This window comes from Streptococcus suis (assembly GCF_019794555.1).
Taxonomy (GTDB): Bacteria; Bacillota; Bacilli; order Lactobacillales; family Streptococcaceae; genus Streptococcus; species Streptococcus suis_AB.
Genome location: NZ_JAIMEP010000005.1, coordinates 23,377 through 41,762 on the forward strand (window position 1 = coordinate 23,377; position 18,386 = coordinate 41,762).

General features: G+C 36.3%; 14 protein-coding genes and 1 other annotated feature. Of the genes, 7 read left to right on the plus strand and 7 right to left on the minus strand.

The window, feature by feature from the left end:
- Positions 1 to 12 precede the first annotated feature (12 nt).
- Genes K6V48_RS03220 through K6V48_RS03230 form a run of 3 tightly spaced genes read right to left on the minus strand, consistent with a single transcriptional unit; the run spans position 13 to position 1,613 of the window.
- Positions 13 to 780 carry a type IV secretory system conjugative DNA transfer family protein gene (locus K6V48_RS03220; protein ID WP_222367960.1) on the minus strand — a complete coding sequence of 256 codons (768 nt, stop codon included), beginning with the start codon at positions 778 to 780 and terminating at the stop codon, positions 13 to 15.
- Complete coding sequence (locus K6V48_RS03225) at positions 777 to 1,271, minus strand: hypothetical protein (protein WP_222367962.1); 495 nt, start codon at positions 1,269 to 1,271, stop codon at positions 777 to 779. Before K6V48_RS03225 ends, K6V48_RS03220 begins: the two co-directional genes overlap by 4 nt.
- A 54-nt stretch (positions 1,272 to 1,325) precedes the next feature.
- Positions 1,326 to 1,613, minus strand: a complete 288-nt coding sequence (locus tag K6V48_RS03230) for a hypothetical protein (RefSeq protein WP_222367964.1) — start codon at positions 1,611 to 1,613, stop codon at positions 1,326 to 1,328.
- 304 nt (positions 1,614 to 1,917) lie between these two features.
- On the opposite strand from K6V48_RS03230, the gene K6V48_RS03235 reads away from it, so the two are divergent.
- Positions 1,918 to 2,811, plus strand: a complete 894-nt coding sequence (locus tag K6V48_RS03235; protein ID WP_222367966.1) for a hypothetical protein — start codon at positions 1,918 to 1,920, stop codon at positions 2,809 to 2,811.
- 66 nt (positions 2,812 to 2,877) lie between these two features.
- On the opposite strand, the gene K6V48_RS03240 is transcribed toward K6V48_RS03235, so the two are convergent.
- Entirely contained in the window at positions 2,878 to 3,210 is a 333-nt protein-coding gene (locus tag K6V48_RS03240) for a helix-turn-helix domain-containing protein (RefSeq protein WP_024378806.1), read from the minus strand.
- Between the two features lie 149 nt (positions 3,211 to 3,359).
- Here K6V48_RS03240 and K6V48_RS03245 point away from each other — a divergent pair, with 149 nt between their 5' ends.
- The 5 genes from K6V48_RS03245 (at position 3,360) to K6V48_RS03265 (ending at position 11,065) form a co-directional block, all read left to right on the plus strand.
- Positions 3,360 to 6,878 (plus strand): SEC10/PgrA surface exclusion domain-containing protein, encoded by a 3,519-nt coding sequence (locus K6V48_RS03245; protein ID WP_222368054.1) that lies wholly within the window; start codon positions 3,360 to 3,362, stop codon positions 6,876 to 6,878.
- A 77-nt stretch (positions 6,879 to 6,955) separates the two neighbouring features.
- A complete protein-coding gene (locus tag K6V48_RS03250) occupies positions 6,956 to 7,564 on the plus strand; it encodes a zinc ribbon domain-containing protein (protein ID WP_105126406.1) in 609 nt (202 codons plus the stop codon).
- A 9-nt stretch (positions 7,565 to 7,573) separates the two neighbouring features.
- The gene (locus tag K6V48_RS03255) at positions 7,574 to 8,665 is read left to right on the plus strand and encodes a hypothetical protein (protein ID WP_222367968.1); all 1,092 of its coding nucleotides are present in this window, start codon (positions 7,574 to 7,576) and stop codon (positions 8,663 to 8,665) included.
- Positions 8,666 to 8,677: 12 nt separating this feature from the next.
- The gene (locus K6V48_RS03260) at positions 8,678 to 9,745 is read left to right on the plus strand and encodes a DUF4767 domain-containing protein (RefSeq protein ID WP_222367970.1); all 1,068 of its coding nucleotides are present in this window, start codon (positions 8,678 to 8,680) and stop codon (positions 9,743 to 9,745) included.
- The gene (locus tag K6V48_RS03265; RefSeq protein ID WP_222367973.1) at positions 9,746 to 11,065 is read left to right on the plus strand and encodes a DUF6287 domain-containing protein; all 1,320 of its coding nucleotides are present in this window, start codon (positions 9,746 to 9,748) and stop codon (positions 11,063 to 11,065) included.
- Between the two features lie 583 nt (positions 11,066 to 11,648).
- Here K6V48_RS03265 and K6V48_RS03270 read toward each other — a convergent pair.
- The 3 genes from K6V48_RS03270 to K6V48_RS03280 all read right to left on the minus strand — a co-directional run bounded on the left by K6V48_RS03270 (position 11,649) and on the right by K6V48_RS03280 (position 16,824).
- Positions 11,649 to 14,228, minus strand: coding sequence for a YfhO family protein (locus K6V48_RS03270; RefSeq protein ID WP_222367976.1), 2,580 nt, complete (start codon positions 14,226 to 14,228; stop codon positions 11,649 to 11,651).
- 36 nt (positions 14,229 to 14,264) lie between these two features.
- Positions 14,265 to 15,887, minus strand: a complete 1,623-nt coding sequence (locus K6V48_RS03275; RefSeq protein WP_024391642.1) for an ABC-F family ATP-binding cassette domain-containing protein — start codon at positions 15,885 to 15,887, stop codon at positions 14,265 to 14,267.
- Positions 15,888 to 15,951: 64 nt separating this feature from the next.
- The gene (locus K6V48_RS03280) at positions 15,952 to 16,824 is read right to left on the minus strand and encodes a YitT family protein (RefSeq protein ID WP_024391641.1); all 873 of its coding nucleotides are present in this window, start codon (positions 16,822 to 16,824) and stop codon (positions 15,952 to 15,954) included.
- 93 nt (positions 16,825 to 16,917) lie between these two features.
- Positions 16,918 to 17,124, plus strand: a binding site (T-box leader).
- A gap of 46 nt (positions 17,125 to 17,170) precedes the next feature.
- Here K6V48_RS03280 and trpS point away from each other — a divergent pair.
- Positions 17,171 to 18,196, plus strand: a complete 1,026-nt coding sequence (gene trpS / locus K6V48_RS03285; RefSeq protein ID WP_024391640.1) for a tryptophan--tRNA ligase — start codon at positions 17,171 to 17,173, stop codon at positions 18,194 to 18,196.
- The last annotated feature ends 190 nt before the right edge of the window (positions 18,197 to 18,386 follow it).

The following is an 18,386-nucleotide window of genomic DNA, read 5'->3' on the forward strand; positions in this document are numbered from 1 at the left end:
ACAGGTTATCTGCTAGTCTGTGCTGGTAAAGAGCGATAAAAGTGGTGAGGAAGATGTTACCGCAAAATGAATCCATCTTCGGCATATTTTCAGTTTGTCAGGGGAAATATGTGGGACAATAACTTTTACAGTCTTTTTCCCACTAACTTTAAGGTAGCCTACTCCCCTTGGATTCGAAGAGGCAATCCAATCTTTCTCTTCTGAGAAGAACATTTGGATTGTCTCTTTTGAAAGTGTTCCTAATACTAGCATGGATGAAAAATTATCTCTAATTTTCCCAAAATATTCAGCATCACCACGTTGGTTACAGATAAAAATTTGAATATTGAATGACCGTCCAAGCATCATTAACCTAGATAACTTCGCGATGACTTCATTCTTTTGCTTATTATCTTTACTGGATAGGTATGAACCCCATTCATCGATAAATAGTATGACTTTTCTCTTTGAGCTATCCTGTTTAGATTGTCGTTGCTCTAGGACATTTAAAGCTAAATCAATAGCCTTATCTACGGCATCAAAGCGAAAGAAGGTTGGTAACTCATTTAAAAATTCAAAGTCTTTATCAGCTTTATAGTCAGCTATTAGCAAAAATGGAGGTTCTCTGGCTTGTTGATAGTATTCATAAATCTCTTTGGCTAGTAAAGCGATTGCACAGATTGTCTTTCCGCTTCCGCTTGCACCTACGCATAACAAGTGAGGTTTAGATGTGTTGAACGGAACTTCTCTTAAAAATTGAGAAGACTTTTTAAATAGTAAATGATCCAATAGTAGTCTCATAGTCTGTCCCCTTTGAGTTGTTTCAATTCTTCTTGGTTGTGGTAAAAGAAGATATCTAAATCTAGATAATTAAGCTGTTCACGTTTTGTAACTTGATTATTGAAAATAAAAGAAACAAAAATATCCTGTGTTTGTGAATAAAAACGGTAATTTTGTTTAATCTTTTTGTCTAATTCGATTACTAAGTTTTTAACGAGATAGAGTAATTCCTCCTCGTCAAGTTCATCCTTGATTAAGAGAGGGAATCGGTATCTTAAAGCTGACTCTGTTGGAGTGCTTGAAACTAAGAAAATAGAATCACGTGAGAAGGTAATAGAGCATCCCAATTCTCTACTTACTCTGTGACAGGTATTTTCGATATCGTCACATATTTGTGAACGATTTAGAGAAAGTTGCTGATTTAGCAATCTTTGCTTTTTGTTTTCTTGATATTTCAAAAAAAGGTAAATTGCAAATAAAATAAATAAAACAAAAGAATATGTATGGTACATAATAGTCCTCCAAAGAAAAATAAGGGAGGGAGTGCCTCCCTGAAGCGAAAAAAGTTATAAAATTGTAGCTTTTTGAGCTTTTAAAGATATCAGTGCTTGATTTGCTCTCGAATAGCTACTGATAGTTACATTTTCGAGCTGGATTTCTACAACTTCATCTAGAAAGTTTGTAAAATCCGCTTGTTTTGCACCAAGAACTTTTATTGTGTCTATCACAAACTTACCTGCATCGGTTCGTCGTCCCAAGTCTAGCTGTACACCGATTACTGACTTTGTTTGAAAATCCATAGCTGGAGCAACTCCAACGAGGTTACCAATGATATTACATTTCGATAGTTGCATCTCTAATTCCTCCTTTCTACCACTAATATATTTTAGTTAGCTGTGGAAGCTTTTAATCTTTGTTGTACATTGGACTCACTCCTCTCAAGGTTTTATGATTTAATTATACTCATCGAAAACGTGACCATTTTCGTAAAAATAGTATTAAAGGAGCGAAGAGATTTGAAAGTTCAGGTGTATTATTGTGAATATCATAATGAAGAATGAGGTGTTTTGAAGAAAATGATTCGACAAAGTTATAATTATTTTCTTCGAAAAAGATGTTATAATGATTGAAACTATAGTTAATAGGGAGGTTGGTAAGATGGAAAATATTATTAATAAAATAAAAGAACTAGATAGAAGTTTATCGGAAAAAGAAAAAACTAGGTACCAGTTTGAAAATTTAAAAAAAGATTTACACTTACTATACTTATATAGTGATACATTTTTGAAAAATAAATTTTTATCGGATATTCAAAAACTATTAATTCCAACAAACATCTCTGAAAATGATATCAAGCCTGTGAATAAGTTAGTATTATTTCTAATTTATAAAGAACATAATAATGGAAAAGGATATAAAGAGTTTTTTGAGGAATATGGTGATATAGATAACTTCATGAAATTCAAGCCTTTAATGAGTGAAGAAGATTGGGACCTTTTAGACAAATCGATCGCTCAATTTAATAATTATGAAAAAAAGATTCCGAGTGGTCGTTTTTATATCAGGTATACAGAATTATTTAATAAGAATAAATTAAATAAATTGTTTGATTATATTGTTGCATATTATCTATATGTAAATAATAAGTTGGTTTTTGCTGATCCTGAGCATTTTTTAGAAAACTATTACAGTTCAGATTTCTATGAACCGTTAAAGAATCTTATTGACGAGATAAAAATAGATAGTAATCATCTAAAAAAATTACCTCCAATTTGGTTAAAAAAAGTAGTAGATTTGAGGAACTACCTATATGCTGAGGAAATGAATACAAAAGGAAAAACAGGTTATGGAAAAGGTTTTTTTATAGGAAATACAGATTTAAACTATTTTCAACTAGAGAATAGGAATAATGTTATAAAATCTAAATTAGATGATGAATTAAAAGAATTATTGAATTCAAATTGGTTTAAATCACTAATTTTAAAGAGTTTGCTAGGTAATGATACAATAGTAATGGATGCATCAGACTATATGGAAAAAATTATGTCTTGAAAGTTTGACAAATCAGCATAATAAAACACGATACATCGTCTTATTGGTGTATCGTGTTTTATAATATTACTTCATCTGTTCCAATAAACTTTGAAAAGCTTTTATACTTTTTTCCTGTTTGTCCTTTGGCAGTTCTGATAGTGAGTCTAATAATTGTGAGAGTTCAGGGCTATTTTCCTTGATGCTGATATCAAAAAAGTGTTCAATATCTGTTTCAAGAGCTTCTAAAATTCTTTCAAATGTATCAATTTTAATATTTGTAGCTAATTGTTCGATCTTGTAAGCGTAATTCATTCCAAGGTCGGCTTTTTCTTCCAATTCGTCTTGTGTCCAACCTTTTTCTAGTCGTAAATGGCGTATTCTCTTACCAATATATTGTCTCAAACTCGCATTTTCCATCTTGAATACCTCGTTAATAATTATCTTACAAGGTTTATAGTAAAGAAGAAACTTCTTAAAAGGTTTTAAATCATCTAATTTAGTTGTTAGAAACTAAAAACTATAGTAAAATAACCTTAAAAGATTAGTTTGTTACATATGGAGGTTTTATGAAAATACTAGATAACAAAGTACAGGCATACGGCTCAATCCGTAAACTCAAAGGTCTAGGTGCAGTGGGTATCTTGATGTTCGGTTTTTCAATCGGTACTGGGGTATCTCAAGTGTCCGCAGATGAGATTGATTCAAGTACACCTGTAGTTACAAATGCGACAACTGAGGTTACAGAGGCTCAAGTTGCCGAAGCACAAACGCAGGTAACACAGGCTGAGCAAGCTGTTTCCGTTGCAACTTCTAATGTTGCAAGTCAAGAGCAGGTTGTTTCAACTGCTCAAGCTCAGGCTTCATCGGCTGACTCTGCAGTTGCAAGTCAAGAGCAGGTTGTCGCTCAGGCTCAAGCTGTGGTGGATGCTAATCCGTCTGTGTCAGAGGCTCAAGCTGATGTTGTTTCTGCAACTCAAGAGGTTTCCAACTTGCAAACTGCGGTATCTTCTCAGACAACTGAGGTTTCTGCTCTTGAGGATGAGGTTGCAACTGCTCAAACAAGTGTTAGCAACGCAGAGAAACAGGTTTCCAATGCAGAGACTACAAAAACACAGGCTGATGCTCAGTTGGCTCAGGATAAGGCTGACGTGATAACGGCTCAGACGAATGTTTCGAAGGCGGAAGATGCTGTTTCAACAGCTCAAACCGAGGTGTCTGCAAAAGAGACTACTGTGACAACAGCTCAAACTGAGGTTGAAACTGCCCAGACTGCTGTTTCTGAGGCTGAGTCTAAGTTGGTTGATGCGAAAGAAGCGGATGCACAACGTCAAGTTGCTATTAATAAGGCACAGACTGAGGTAAACACAGCTCAGGTTGGTGTTTCAAATGCTCAATCAACGCTTGACAGTGCTAATGTAACACTTTCAACTGCTCAATCCGGGGTATCTTCAGCTCAAACTGCGGTTAATAATGCCGAGTTGGCTTTGGGTTCTATCTTTACAGTTAATTTGTCTCAGACTTATAAGGATTTGCTTGTTCAGTTCTACGAGGCTCGCTACGTGTCAAGAGATACCGAGGAAATGAACCGTATTTGGGATGAGCTGAAAATTGAGTCTCTTCGTCTAATGGAAGAGTCTGTTGATGCAAAACGCCTAAATGCTTTGTATAAGAGTCTTAATGCGGTTGATTCTAACAAACGTGTGGTAATTAAGGCTAACACTGGTGGTTTGAACACTCTTACAAAAGAAGACCGTTTAGAGTTGTCACAGTATGCTCAAACGATTATAAACGATATCCGCTCCCAAATGGGTATCACTTCTAAAGTGTTGATAACTGAGGGTTCACTTGAACTTGCAGATAGAGTTGCTAAGGAGTACTTGGCGGATGATTGGGATATGCAAAAGGGTCACGACACTAAGGCAATTTCTAGGGTTCAGGATGCAACTAACTCTAGGATTGAAGAGGATGCGTCTCGTGTATTGCACACCTATCCACGAGATGTCACTATGGCGGAGTTAAAGGTCGATGTTGCTGATACTCTTGAGGATATGATGTTGTTCGATTACTTGCCATCTCAGCATTATGGACATTCGATTTCTATCTCAGGTTTGGATTCTAAGTATATTGATGCAGAGAAAGGTGACCAGTATTTCGGTTTGTCAGGCTACACAGGTTCTGTTAACTCTGCTTTCTTGTACGAGTTTAATGACCACGGTGTTGTTTCGGACTTCATTGCAGGTACACCAATCTCCAACCCAATCTCAAAAGAAGCTCTAGAGTCTGCGGTTACTAAGGCTAAAGCGGATTTATCTACGGCTACTTCTCAGTTATCAACTGCCCAAGCATCGGTTAAAACTGCAACTGAAAAGCTCCAGTCTGCTCAGGGTATCTTAACGCTTGCTCAACGTAAGTTGGCAACTGCTAAAGCTGTTCCAGTCCAAACGCCATCTGCTCAAAAAGCTCTTGATACAGCAAAAGCGAACTTGGAAACTGCAAAATCAAACCTTGCTACAGCTCAGTCTGAGTTGGCATCTGCGAAGGGTATCTTAGATGTTAGGTCGAAAGAGCTTGCAACAGCTCAAAATGCTTTGAAGTTGGCTCAAGCTGATGTGGTTACAAGTCAGAACAACGTTAATGTTAAAGCAAAAGAGCTTGCTACTGCTAAATCAAACTTGACTGAAACTCAGACTACCTTGGCAACTAAGCAGTCTGAGCTTACAGATGCCAAAGACAGCTTGTCAAACTTGCAATCTGCACTTGTAGATGCTCAAAATGACCTGTCAACTGCTCGCAATGTCCTTACAACAGTTCAAGGGTATCTCAATAAGTTGACTCAAGCTAAGGTTGAGTTGCAGTCTTTGAAGAGTAAACAAGCACAAACAGACGCTACATTGAAGTCTGCTCAAGATAAGTTGGCTCAGTACAAGTCTGAGTTGGGTATCGCTCAAGCCAACTACGACAAAGCGCTTGCCAACTATCAAACTTTGCAGGCTCAGTACAATGCGTATCAAGCGTATTTAGAAGCAAAAGCCGAGGCAGACCGACTTGAGGCTGAGCGTATCGAGGCAGAACGCCTTGCAGAAGAAGCTCGCATCAAGGCTGAGAAGGATGCCCAAGCCAAAGCTGAAGCGGAACGTCTTGAGGCAGAGGCGAAAGCCAAGGCTGAAGCAGAGCGTATTGCTAAGGAAAAAGCCGAGCAAGAACGCATTCAGGCTGAATTGAAAGCGAAAGAAGAGGCTGAGAAAGCCCGTCTTGAAGAGGAGGCTCGTATCAAAGCGGAAGCTGAGAAAGCCCGTCTTGAAGAGGAAGCTCGTATCAAAGCTGAACAAGAGGCTAAGGCAAAAGCAGAGGCGGAAGCCAAAGCTGAAGCAGAGCGAATCGCTCGTGAAGAAAAAGCCCGTCTTGAAGAAGAAGCTCGTATCAAAGCAGAAGCTGAAGAAAAAGCTCGTTTAGAGGCAGAACGTCTTGCTCAAGAAGCAGAGAAAGCCCGTCTTGAAGCAGAGCGAATTGCCCGTGAGAAAGCAGAAGCTGAGGCTAAAGCACAAGCTGAGAAAGATGAAGCTGAAAAGGCTCGCTTAGAAGAAGAGGCTCGCATCAAAGCTGAACAGGAAGCTCAGGCGAAAGCTGAGGCAGACCGTCTTGCTCAAGAACAAGCTAAAGCTGAAGCAGAAGCTAAAGCTAAGGCAGAGGCAGAACGTCTTGCTCGTGAAGAAGCAGAGAAGGCTCGTTTAGAGGCTGAGCGTCTTGAGGCTGAACGCCTTGCTCGTGAAAAAGCTGAACAAGAGGCTCAAAACAACCAAAATGGTGGGGTATCCACTGAGGAGCCTAAGGCTGAAGAACCTGTTCAACCTGAAGTTCCAGCTCTTGATGTTTCGATTGTTGAAGATTCAAACAAGAGAAAATTATCTACAGAATCAAGTCAACAGGTAAATAATAGTAAAGTTCTAAATCCATCTACAAATCTGCCTACTAAACATAACGTAACTCTTCCAAACACAGGTGAGTCAGCACAGACATTAACAATATTTGGTATTGGATTACTAGGTTTACAGTTAGTATTAGGTGCTAGAAAAAAACAAAAATAAACAAATTATTCAATGATATATAGCTATAATTTTTCAATTAAATATGATTTATGAAAACAATATTTTAGGAGAATAAGATGAATCAAAAAGAATGGGTAGAATTTTTTCAAGCGTCAAATGGACGTAATCCAGAACCAGCTGAATTCTCAGAAGCATTAAAGAATGGGGAATTCAAGATAGAGACTATTGAGACTGAGCAGAATGTAGTTGAAGAGCAGGTTGCAGAGAATCACTCAGAAAACTCGCAACCTCATTCACAACCTAAATCAGTCATTAGTCAGAAGGATTTATTACTGAATACTGACTTGCGAGCTTTGCGCAAGCAGATCGAAGAAAAGGAAACGACCTTGTCTAAGCATTTCTTTGAATTGGGATTAGCTTACTATAATCAATCTATCAACCAGAAGGAAATCAACCTTGATCAAGAAGTGGCAAATATTATTGCACTTCTTCAAGAATCTTACAAACTTCGTCAAGATTACAATATCCACGTTCCACGTGAAAAATCATGTTTAGCATGTGGTAATTTATTAAGTTCAGATAGTCGTTTCTGTTCGGTTTGCGGAAGTGATGTTCAAGAACTATCTGCTCTTGAAGAAGCGACTGTAAAAGAGTGTGACGTATGTTCTACTTTGCAAGCGGGTAAGAATAAGTTCTGCGCTTGTTGTGGAAAAGAATTTGCTTAGGAGAGTAAGATGGATAAAAATCAGGTTTATATAGATCGACTGAGGAAGGTTCTCTGGGTGAATCAAGAAGATTTAAAAAAGGTTACATCTTTCGACTTTTGTACCTCCTGTCAAGAGTATGTCCTAACTTCAAACTATTGTCAACAATGTGGTCAAATGAACCTTTCAACGGAAACTGTATCCTTTCGCGAGAGCCAGTCATTACTGGATAATGGTCAATATTATATGGTTCAGTCAAATCGATGGTTAGATCGCTGGGGCCACTGGTTAGAGGAACAATTAAACAAATTAGGAATTGAAATCAATCAAGGGACTTTATACAAAAGTGCTTCTTACCATAAATTGTGGTTAATCAGTTTTACATTTTTATGTATCTTTTTCCAATTAGGGGTTGTTTTTCCAAGTAGTCTATCTAGCAATATGATGGGATTACTATCAGTAGTTTTTGGGGTGATTCTAATTTTTACGAATTATCAGATATATAAAGGTCAGACGCACAAAGTTATATTAGGGGGCACTGGGATCTTAGTCATTTCAATTGTTGGATCAATAATTACTCAAACAATCGATATTTTCTTAATTACATTGTTACAAATTATTCTTCCCTTGTTCTTATTGCTACTAATGGAAGGGAAAAATATACAAGATGTTGAAAAATATATATCTATAGAAAAAATAAAGAATTCAGTTAAGCCTAAAGCAGTACCAAGAAAGAGTAATATTGAATCAATTGGATTGCACAGTCCTAGTACTTCAGGTCCAAAATTGTCATTTGGACTAATCGTAAAACTTGTAAGTTTAGTTGGCTTTATATTCGCAGTAATTTTTTATGCACAGAATTCTGTAGATGGAAAATATCGAATAGGTTATGATGGAGTTGCTGATATAGAGTTAAATGTTATATTTACGGTGGTAAATGGAGAAGTAGAAGTTCTAGGGCAGACACAAAGCTTTTCAGGAACAATTAATATTTTTGATAAAACTATTAGCATAGATTTACCAGAAGAAATCCCAGGAATTGGAAGTGAGATAGTTGGTACTTATGAAAAAGATGACTCTGGTAATTTAAAAGTGGGTAATTTCACATTTGAAAAAGAGTAGTAGGAGATAAAGATGACTGAGACAGAATGGATTGTATATTTTGAAGCAATGAATGGTCGAAAGCCAACTCCTACAGAATTGCAGGAAGCAGTTAAAAGCGGGCTTGTGCTGTCTCCTAGTAAATCATTTCCTAAATGGTTCTATAGTTTAATCGGAATCGGGATTTTAGCTTCCATAGGAGTATCTTATTTACTATTTACAAAAACTTCAAATCAAGAAACCTCAATTGTCTCTACAAAGGTTAGCTCATCAACGGATCAGTCAAAAGCTAATCAGATGCAATCCTCAAGTTCTCTCAATGAAGATGATAAGATTGATCTAGTAGCTATCCAATCAGGAGATTATTCAAGTATCGCTGGTTTGTGGTACACAGAAATTTCAGACAGTCCAAAAGAATTTAACTGGAGTGACTTTTTTAAAAATCATCAAGTTCGTGAAGAAAATGGAATGCTAATATTATCATCTAATAATTTAGCTGGTGCTCCGACCTTGAAAATTATTCCTAAAGGAGTAGAATACAACCTGCCTGTTGAAATGGTTACTGGAGGCGTTCCGACAATGTCTACTACGAATCGTATTGTCTCAGAAGGAATTACTTCGGATGTTTATTATCGAGAAACTGATTTTAAAAAAGTTGAGAATACACAATATTCTATTGCCTATCATACTCAGAAAACGACGGAAACTCCTCATTGGACTCAAGAACAAAGTCAGCAACTTGCAGATTTAATGGTAAGTTGGGGGGATTCAATGAATCAGAATGGCTATAAAGATGTGACTAATGCAGTGAGAAAGCGTTCCCTAGCAGTTGTTGACGAGTCGGGTGGGGGTCCGAACTATTCTGTAGACTTTTCTACAGATGGAACAGGTCAAGCGGAATATCATATTGTAGGAATCTATCATTATTTTCAAGTTGTAGCTGGTGGTAAGTTGGAACATAATTACTTGTTCACAATAAAATATGACGGAACACCTGTTGTACTTTATTCTCCTACAAGTCAAGATAATATCTATAAAGTTAGAGTTTCGGATAAAGAAGATTTGACGAAAGAGTTTGAGAGCATAGTGGAGGAAAATTAAGTGACAGAAAAAGAATGGGTAAGTTATTTTGAGACGATTAATGGAAGGAAACCTAGTAAGGTTGAATTAAAACTTGCGTTTCAAAGAGGTGAGATAAGAAAGAGGTCCTATTGGTTTCGAATTCGTAGAATTCCTGTTTGGCAACAAATTTTAGTATTATTAACATTAATTTTGTTGCTGTACATTAGTTATAAGCCTGCCTTGAAATTCTATTATCAAAGCCAAGAGAGTCGTTATGAAGATCTTTATAAAAGAGTGATATCTGACTATCAAGAAGCAATCCTTCAAAAAGATAGTGAGAAAGTAAATGTAGATTATTTCAATCAACCAACTCGTTTTCCGTCCTATTTAATCGATGATTTGGATAGTGATGGGAAAACAGAAATGTATATAGGATTTGATGATGGTGAAGATAATATTGAAGTGTTGGAACAATTCGACATTTCATTTGGAAAAGTTGAGAAAGTTAAGCCGAAGTTGAATGTATCCTCAGAGAAAAACTGGTATCCATTTGATGTCAAAGGTCTATACCAAATAAATTTAATAGAGCTCTCTAATCAAGATTTTTCTTCTGTAAATGATGTTTGGATAACAGAAGATAATACCCATAATATTAGAATTTATAATGACGGCATAGCATACATTGATGATCAGAGAACGGATAACCTTCCAAGTGGTGGTGGAGGTATTCCGGGTGATCGTTTTGGTTTTTTAAATACTTCTTCTCAGTATTATGAAGGTTACTCAGTAAGCGATCCAGTCGGAGGAAAAATATCATTAACTGCATTGACTAATCTAGGAATTCATTACACTTATGAATTCATTCCCAAAGGGATAGATAGTACTCAAGGTGATATAGATCGAGATCGATTAATCGTCCATACATTTGATGAAAAAATTATTCTATATCGTTCCTCTGATATATTTTCTTCAGTTGTCAAAAATAATGAGGATTCAGGCCCTTCTATTGATTTTACAGAATTATTAAGAGGAGATTTTTCAAGCTTGGCTGGGACTTGGAAAAATAGTCTAGACAGTTTTACAATTGATGAGACTGGTTCTATGGAAGGAGATTTCATCAACTCCTCAGATATTGCGATACGAGAATTAAAGATAATGAATGAAGCCTACCTTGATGGTATTTATGGTGATAGCAACACAGACTTAGAAAACGCTAATACGGGGCAATATATTACAATTATTCCATCGGGAATAACGGTTAGAGGAGAGATTGGAACTGATTCAAATCGTGATAGAATTGCTCTTGGAGGTAGAATGGAAGGATTAGAACAAGGCAATATTTATTACAAAGTAGAGTAAAAAGATCTTCTTACATACTGATAGGCTCCACTTATAGAAGACACTAAAAAATCAAAAATTTTCACTAGAAACTATGAGGGAATTTTTACTATGTCAAAAAGAAGTCCAAAGTCCGTCTCTGAGAAACTAGAAATTATTTTCATTTGGAAGAAGAACAGTCAATTAGTTGGTTAGTTAAACACTCCCTAAATAAATACTATCGAACCGTGTACTGAAGTAAAAAGAAACCGGTGCTGAGAGACAAGAGATGAGTCGAAACTGGAAGAAGGATAGATATTGAATATTTTAGTTACTCCGAAACGCTTCTTTGTTAAAACTTGGTCAGAGTGTATTTTTATAAAAATTCTGTATAATTCAGAAAAAACGTAAATATTTTAGAAAAATTCATTTGGTCAAAATTTGGTCAAATTGCCGCTTTTTATTACTCCCTAGATAAGTAACAAACCCTTGATTATCGCCATTTTTGTTATATATTTTAACTTATTTTAACGTATAATTATCTGTTGGCGGAGTAAATAAAGCATAGGAAACCTTGAAAAATCAAGGTTTTTTTGTTTTCTAAAATAGAAAAAACCGAGAAGTATTATTTTTCTCGGTTTTTAAGATAATAAAATCGAAGAAACTGATAAGTACAAAATACGAAAATAGCCCCAAAAGAAATCAGTAAACCGACATAAAAACCTTGTGGAATAAAGGTTAAAACGAGTTTTGTTTGACCAGGTTCTACATTCACTTTCATAAAACCATTTTGAGCCTTTTGAATTTCTACTGGCTTGCCATCAATGGTTGCACTCCATCCCTTATCAAAAGGAAGGGTTAATAGGATAGAAGCTTCTTTACTTGTTTCAAAATTTACTGTGACTCTATTACCATCTGTGCGTGTATCAATGTTTTTTTCTTGGAGTATAGATACTGCTTGTTGGAAAGCTTGTAAATCCAATCGATAAAATTGTGGCAAATCAAATGATACTTGGTTATTCTCAGGAAAATAGACTTCTATCTGAGCCACAGTATCGGTAGAGAAATTTCCAATATTGAAAAAGGAAAAAGCATTATCAATTGTAAACTCACTTGACTGATTGTTGACAGTGATAATAATTCTTTTTTGATTCTCATTTGAGAAAGTAATATTTGGTAAATTTAAATATACCTGACTATTTGCAGGAATTGTAACAGTGAAAGTAGCTTTTGCAGCATCCTCAGTTTCAACTTTATTGACAGTCATTCGATTGCCTAATTCAACTGTATTTTGTGATTCAATGTCTTTAAGCGAATAATAATATTTCTGTGATAACCCAGTCAATTGATTTAGGAAGTTTGTTTGGTTGTCAAGAGTTAAATTCGTAAACTTGACATCTTTGTAAATTCCTTCCGTTAGAATAGCTAACCCTTTGCTAAAAGAATTTTCGTAGAGACTAATTGTATCAAGACTCTGGCTTAACGAAAAACCATACTTATTTGGATTGCTGCTTGCTAGGTTGTACTTTATTCCAAATAGACTATCAGCTATAATGGTATTATTTTGGTATCGAAGGTTTAGATTGGTACCATCAGATCGAAAACCAAGTTTATCTAATGCTGAGCTAGATGCTCTGTTCCTTATGGAAGAAAATTGAGAAATACCATTATAATTGAATTTCATACTATCATTACCTGTTTGAGGCAAGAGACGCTCCATTCGGTAAAACGAATCATTGCTCTCAGCTGTATACTTTACAAGACTGTCAATTTCTGACAACTTTTCTTCATAGTTAGAACGACTAGGAAAATGCCACTCGTCCGATAAGCCTTGCACTTGATAATAAGTATGAATTCCGACTTCTAAGAGACTAAATAGTACTATGGTGGAAGTTATCCATTTGAAGGATGACTTGTAGCCTAGGATAGCAATAAAAAGAATAAAGTATGCAATCAAAAATTCTAGTGTCAATAAGAAGTTGACATCCACTAGAAAGTCGTAATGATTTTTGAAAAAGTAAGTGAATAAAAATCCAATAAATAGAAATGAAATAACTAATGTGAAATGTTTTAAGTTAATTTGATCCAAACGCACAACAGTTTCAGCAGCTAGGTAGATGATACCTATTGAAAGAACCCATGCATAGCGATATAAAAACATATTCGGAGCATGCATTCCTTGCCAAAAAAGATTTAGTGGCTGTAAATAAAAACTTGAAATAATGAGTATAAAGAATAGGCTGTAAGATAGCTTTACAATTGGTTTGATACCTTTTAATGTGAAGAATAGCAAAGCTAGAATCAATGGGACTAAACCAACAGAAATCATAGGAATGGATCCAAATTTTGTCGTATCGAAACTACCTACTAAGTTTTTGGCAAAGAAGTCCAGATACCAAGAATCTTCTGTTTTTAGGTTGACAATGCTTGTAAATGTTTCACCGTGAGTCTTCAAATCAAAATAGGTTGGTAACAACATAAACATGCTACTCAATGTAGATGAGGTTGACACCAATGTAAAGTTTACAAATCTCTTCAATTTCTGCCCCTCTAACCAAGACAATTGTACGAGTGTCCAAATGATTAGAAAAACAGCGGTCATGTAACCAAAGTAATAGTTTTGTACAAATAAGCATGTCAGAGCTACATAGTAAATGATTTGTCCTTTTCCCGTTAATAATCGATGTAAACCAAGGAGAATGATTGGAAGAAGAATAAAAACGTCCAGCCAGTTATTAATTTCTAATTGACTAGTACTGAAACTCATTAGGGAAAAACTAGTAGAAAGTAGCAACGCCCACTCTTCTTTTAAATTTTGGTGAATGCCTTTTAAACTGACAAAAGTTGATAACCCTATCAATCCAAACTTGACAATAGTGACAAGATATAGGGCATCTGGCATAGACTGTAAATTGAAGAAAAAAACGATGGGAGATAGGAAAGAACCTAAATAATACGAAGACAATGCGTAGAAATTCAGTCCCAAACCGCTAGTAAATGTGTAAAATATTGAGCCATCTCCATGTAAAGCATTTCGCAATGTTTGATTAAATATAACATACTGATGGAAGCCATCACTTGCTAATATAGTTGTGTCACTTCTCCACCAGATTCCTTGAAATGCCAAGACAATAGAAATAATAGTTAGCGGGATAAGGAAAGATAAGAGGTAATAAATGGATGTTTTTGTAAATATTTTTTTCATAGATTTAAAAGAAAAGGCGAATAAATCGCCTTTTTATTATGCTTTCCAAAGTTCTTGTACTTTAGCTTGTACTTCAGCATTTTCCAAAAATTCATCATAAGTTTCGTCGATTCGATCAATCACGCCATTTTTAGAAATGACGATGATATGGTTTGCTAAAGTTTGAATAAATTCGTGGTCATGGCTGGCAAAGATGATGGACTCTTTAAAAGCTTTCAAACCATCGTTCAGACTGGAAATTGACTCCAAGTCCAAGTGGTTGGTTGGATCATCTAAGACCAAGACATTTGACTTGAGGAGCATGAGTTTTGACAACATCACGCGCACTTTTTCGCCCCCTGATAAGACGTTTACAGGTTTGTTAACCTCATCACCCGAGAAGAGCATACGTCCCAAGAATCCACGTAAGAAGGTATTGTCATCTTCTTCCTTGCTAGCAAAATTACGAAGCCAATCAAGGATTGATTCATTGGTATCAAAGTCACGAGTATTGTCTTTTGGTAAGTAGGATTGACTAGTAGTGACACCCCACTTGACAGTTCCTTCGTATTCAATATCACCCATAAGCGCACGAATGAGAGCAGTTGTTTGGATGTCATTTTGTCCAATAAGAGCAGTCTTGTCACCTGGACGTAAGATAAAGTTGATATTGTCAAGAATCGTTTCACCATCGATGACAACTTTTAAGTTCTCAACTGTCAAGAGGTCATTACCGATTTCACGTTCAGATTTGAAGTTGATGAATGGATACTTACGGCTAGAGGGTATGATTTCTTCTAATTCAATTTTATCCAACATTTTTTTACGTGAAGTGGCTTGTTTGGATTTAGATGCATTAGCAGAGAAACGGGCAACGAATTCTTGTAATTCTTTGATTTTTTCTTCAGCCTTTGCATTTCGATCTGCTTGTAAACGGGCAGCCAACTCACTTGATTGTTTCCAGAAGTCGTAGTTACCAACAAAAATCTTGATTTTACCGAAGTCAAGATCAGCCATATGTGTACATACTTTATTTAAGAAGTGACGGTCATGGGAAACAACAATGACGGTATTTTCAAAATCAATGAGGAAGTCTTCCAACCAGTTGATGGATTGGATGTCTAAACCGTTGGTTGGCTCGTCCAAAAGAAGAACATCGGGTTTACCAAAAAGCGCCTTGGCTAAGAGAACTTTGACCTTTTCACCATTTGTCAATTCGCTCATATTTTGGTAGTGAAGGTCTTCTGAGATGTTGAGGTTTTGGAGTAACTGTGAAGCTTCGCTCTCAGCTTCCCATCCACCAAGTTCAGCAAATTCACCTTCTAACTCGGCAGCTCGGACACCATCTTCATCAGAAAAGTCTTCCTTCATATAGATGGCATCTTTCTCTTTCATGATGCTGTAAAGTTGGTCATTTCCCATGATAACGACGTCAATCACACGTTCATCTTCGTAGTCGAAATGGTTCTGACGAAGGACAGAAAGTCGTTCATCTGGACCAAGGGAAATATGGCCAGTTGTTGGTTCGATATCTCCTGCTAAGATTTTTAAAAAAGTAGATTTTCCGGCACCATTAGCACCAATCAATCCATAGGTATTTCCTGCTGTAAACTTAATGTTGACATCATCGAATAATTTACGATCGCTGAAACGTAGCGACACATCTGATACTGTAAGCATAGTTTCTCCTATTTTTCTGTCTATTAGTTTTATTGTACTAGAAAGAACTTGAATTTTCAATGAATTACATTGGAATCAAAATATCTTCATTATACTGTTTGTGGTCTTTTTGAAGACTGAATCCACGTCCTTTAACTTGAGTTGCTGGCATGACAATTAGAAATGCAGTATCGTCGATTGCAAGAATATTTGTTTCAAGTTTTTGAATTTCTGGACGTGAAACGGTTGTCATCAGCATTCGTTGTTCTTTACCTGTAAACCCACCAACAACAGGAAATTCGGTAACACCTCGATCAACAACTGTTGTAATGTATTCTTTTATTTCTTCATGATATCTCGATATAATCATTACATTTCGAGAGGAATCAGCACCGGACATCATCAAGTTGACAATATAAGTGATGGTCATCAGTGCGAGGATGGAGTACATTACAGAATCAGGATCAAAAGCAATAAAACCTATAATAACGATTATTCCATCAATTATACCCATTAAAATCCCAATAGGAATCGGGGTTAATTTATTGAGTAATTGAGTAATAATTCCAGTACCGCCAGTTGAAGAATTTCCAAGAAAAACAAGACCAATTCCAATTCCAACAATAATACCACCAAATAGTGCTGCTAATAGCGGATCTTTAGTAAGTGTTGGAAGTGAGTCTGTGAGTTTAAGAAAAAATGGGTAAATATTAGAACCATATACGGTCTTCAAAAAGGTTGTTCTACCTAGAAAAACGTAACATGCAATAAGTAGGGGAATGTTAACGATAAATACAAAGGTGGCTGGATTTATTTCAAATAATTTGTTAATACTAATAGCCAGACCACTTATCCCCCCGGAAGCGATGTTATTCGCTAAAAAGAGGCTGTTAAAGCCAACAGCCATGATAAAGGTACCAATGGTAACTAGAAAAAACTCTTTAAATCGTTGCATAATAAGCTCCACTAAAAATAATTCTATACTATTATCCATCATTCTCTTGGTAGCGTCAAGGCTTTACTGACCTTGACTTTCTAATTTTTTGCGGTTATAATAGGAATCAATCAGAAGAGTAGTAAGTGGATAATTTTTAGAGAGTTTGTGGTTGGTGGAAACAAACAAGAGTCGCTTATGAATGGACTGAGTGAATAGAATCTGAACAAATAAGGATTCGGCTAGCAGGCCTTATGTGCGAAAAGATATAAGCTTATTTAATGCTTATAAGTGAGGTGGCACCGTGTCCTTGACGCCCTCGCACAGTTTTCTGTGCGTGGGCTTTTATTATGTAAAAGGAGAATATTTTATGAGTAAACCGATTATCCTAACAGGAGACCGTCCAACAGGCAAATTACATATTGGACATTATGTTGGTTCGTTGAAAAATCGTGTTTTATTACAGGATGCAGGTCAACATGAACTTTTTGTCTTTTTAGCAGACCAACAAGCTTTGACAGATCATGCAAAGGAACCGGAAAAGATTGTTGAATCCGTTGGAAACGTAGCGCTAGATTATCTAGCGGCAGGACTTGATCCAGCTAAGACAACGATTTTCATCCAGAGTCAAATCCCTGAATTGGCAGAGTTGACCATGTACTACATGAACTTGGTATCTGTTGCACGTCTAGAACGTAACCCAACCGTTAAAACAGAAATTGCTCAAAAAGGTTTTGGCGAAGGAATTCCAGCTGGTTTCTTGGTCTATCCTGTGTCTCAAGCGGCTGACATCACAGCCTTTAAGGCAAATTTTGTCCCTGTTGGAAATGACCAGAAACCTATGATTGAGCAGACTCGTGAACTTGTTCGTAGTTTTAATCATGCTTACCAAACAGATGTTTTGGTAGAGCCAGAAGGTATTTATCCTGAAAATGAGGCAGCCGGTCGCTTGCCAGGTTTGGACGGCAATGCCAAGATGTCTAAGTCACTTGGAAATGGTATTTATCTGGCAGATGACATGGATACACTCAAAAAGAAAGTCATGTCCATGTACACTGATCCCAACCACATCCGTGTTGAAGATCCAGGTAAGATTGAAGGAAACATGGTTTTCCACTATCTTGACGTTTTTGGGCGCGAAGAAGATAAGGCTGAGATTGAGGCTATGAAGGAGCACTATCAACGTGGTGGTTTGGGCGATGTGAAGACTAAACGCTATTTGCTGGACATTTTAGAGAGAGAATTAGGACCAATCCGTGAACGCCGTCTGGAGTTTGCACAGGATATGGGACAGGTCTATGCAATGTTGGAAGCAGGTAGCCAAAAAGCTCGCCAAGTTGCTGCGACAACTCTTGATCAAGTGAAGTCAGCTATGGGAATTAACTATTTTAAATAAGGTTAACAATAAAAGAGCAATGTTGAAAAAATGTTGCTTTTTTCATTTGTTTTACGACACAGCAAAAAACAAACGTTCGATTTTTATAGATAAAACTGAATAGAATTTTCTGAATTTTTAGGATTGACAATATTAAAGCGAATAATGATTGACAAATGATTTCAAAATGTTATCATAATTAAAATACAAA

What these genes read in the sequence shown, in the direction of transcription:
- K6V48_RS03255 (WP_222367968.1), top strand. Translation starts at nt 7,574, where the DNA reads ATGGATAAAAATCAGGTTTATATAGATCGACTGAGGAAGGTTCTCTGG.
- K6V48_RS03245 (WP_222368054.1), top strand. Translation starts at nt 3,360, where the DNA reads ATGAAAATACTAGATAACAAAGTACAGGCATACGGCTCAATCCGTAAA.
- K6V48_RS03250 (WP_105126406.1), top strand. Translation starts at nt 6,956, where the DNA reads ATGAATCAAAAAGAATGGGTAGAATTTTTTCAAGCGTCAAATGGACGT.
- K6V48_RS03225 (WP_222367962.1), bottom strand. Translation starts at nt 1,271, where the DNA reads ATGTACCATACATATTCTTTTGTTTTATTTATTTTATTTGCAATTTAC.
- K6V48_RS03230 (WP_222367964.1), bottom strand. Translation starts at nt 1,613, where the DNA reads ATGCAACTATCGAAATGTAATATCATTGGTAACCTCGTTGGAGTTGCT.
- K6V48_RS03235 (WP_222367966.1), top strand. Translation starts at nt 1,918, where the DNA reads ATGGAAAATATTATTAATAAAATAAAAGAACTAGATAGAAGTTTATCG.
- K6V48_RS03270 (WP_222367976.1), bottom strand. Translation starts at nt 14,228, where the DNA reads ATGAAAAAAATATTTACAAAAACATCCATTTATTACCTCTTATCTTTC.
- K6V48_RS03260 (WP_222367970.1), top strand. Translation starts at nt 8,678, where the DNA reads ATGACTGAGACAGAATGGATTGTATATTTTGAAGCAATGAATGGTCGA.
- K6V48_RS03220 (WP_222367960.1), bottom strand. Translation starts at nt 780, where the DNA reads ATGAGACTACTATTGGATCATTTACTATTTAAAAAGTCTTCTCAATTT.
- K6V48_RS03240 (WP_024378806.1), bottom strand. Translation starts at nt 3,210, where the DNA reads ATGGAAAATGCGAGTTTGAGACAATATATTGGTAAGAGAATACGCCAT.
- trpS (WP_024391640.1), top strand. Translation starts at nt 17,171, where the DNA reads ATGAGTAAACCGATTATCCTAACAGGAGACCGTCCAACAGGCAAATTA.
- K6V48_RS03275 (WP_024391642.1), bottom strand. Translation starts at nt 15,887, where the DNA reads ATGCTTACAGTATCAGATGTGTCGCTACGTTTCAGCGATCGTAAATTA.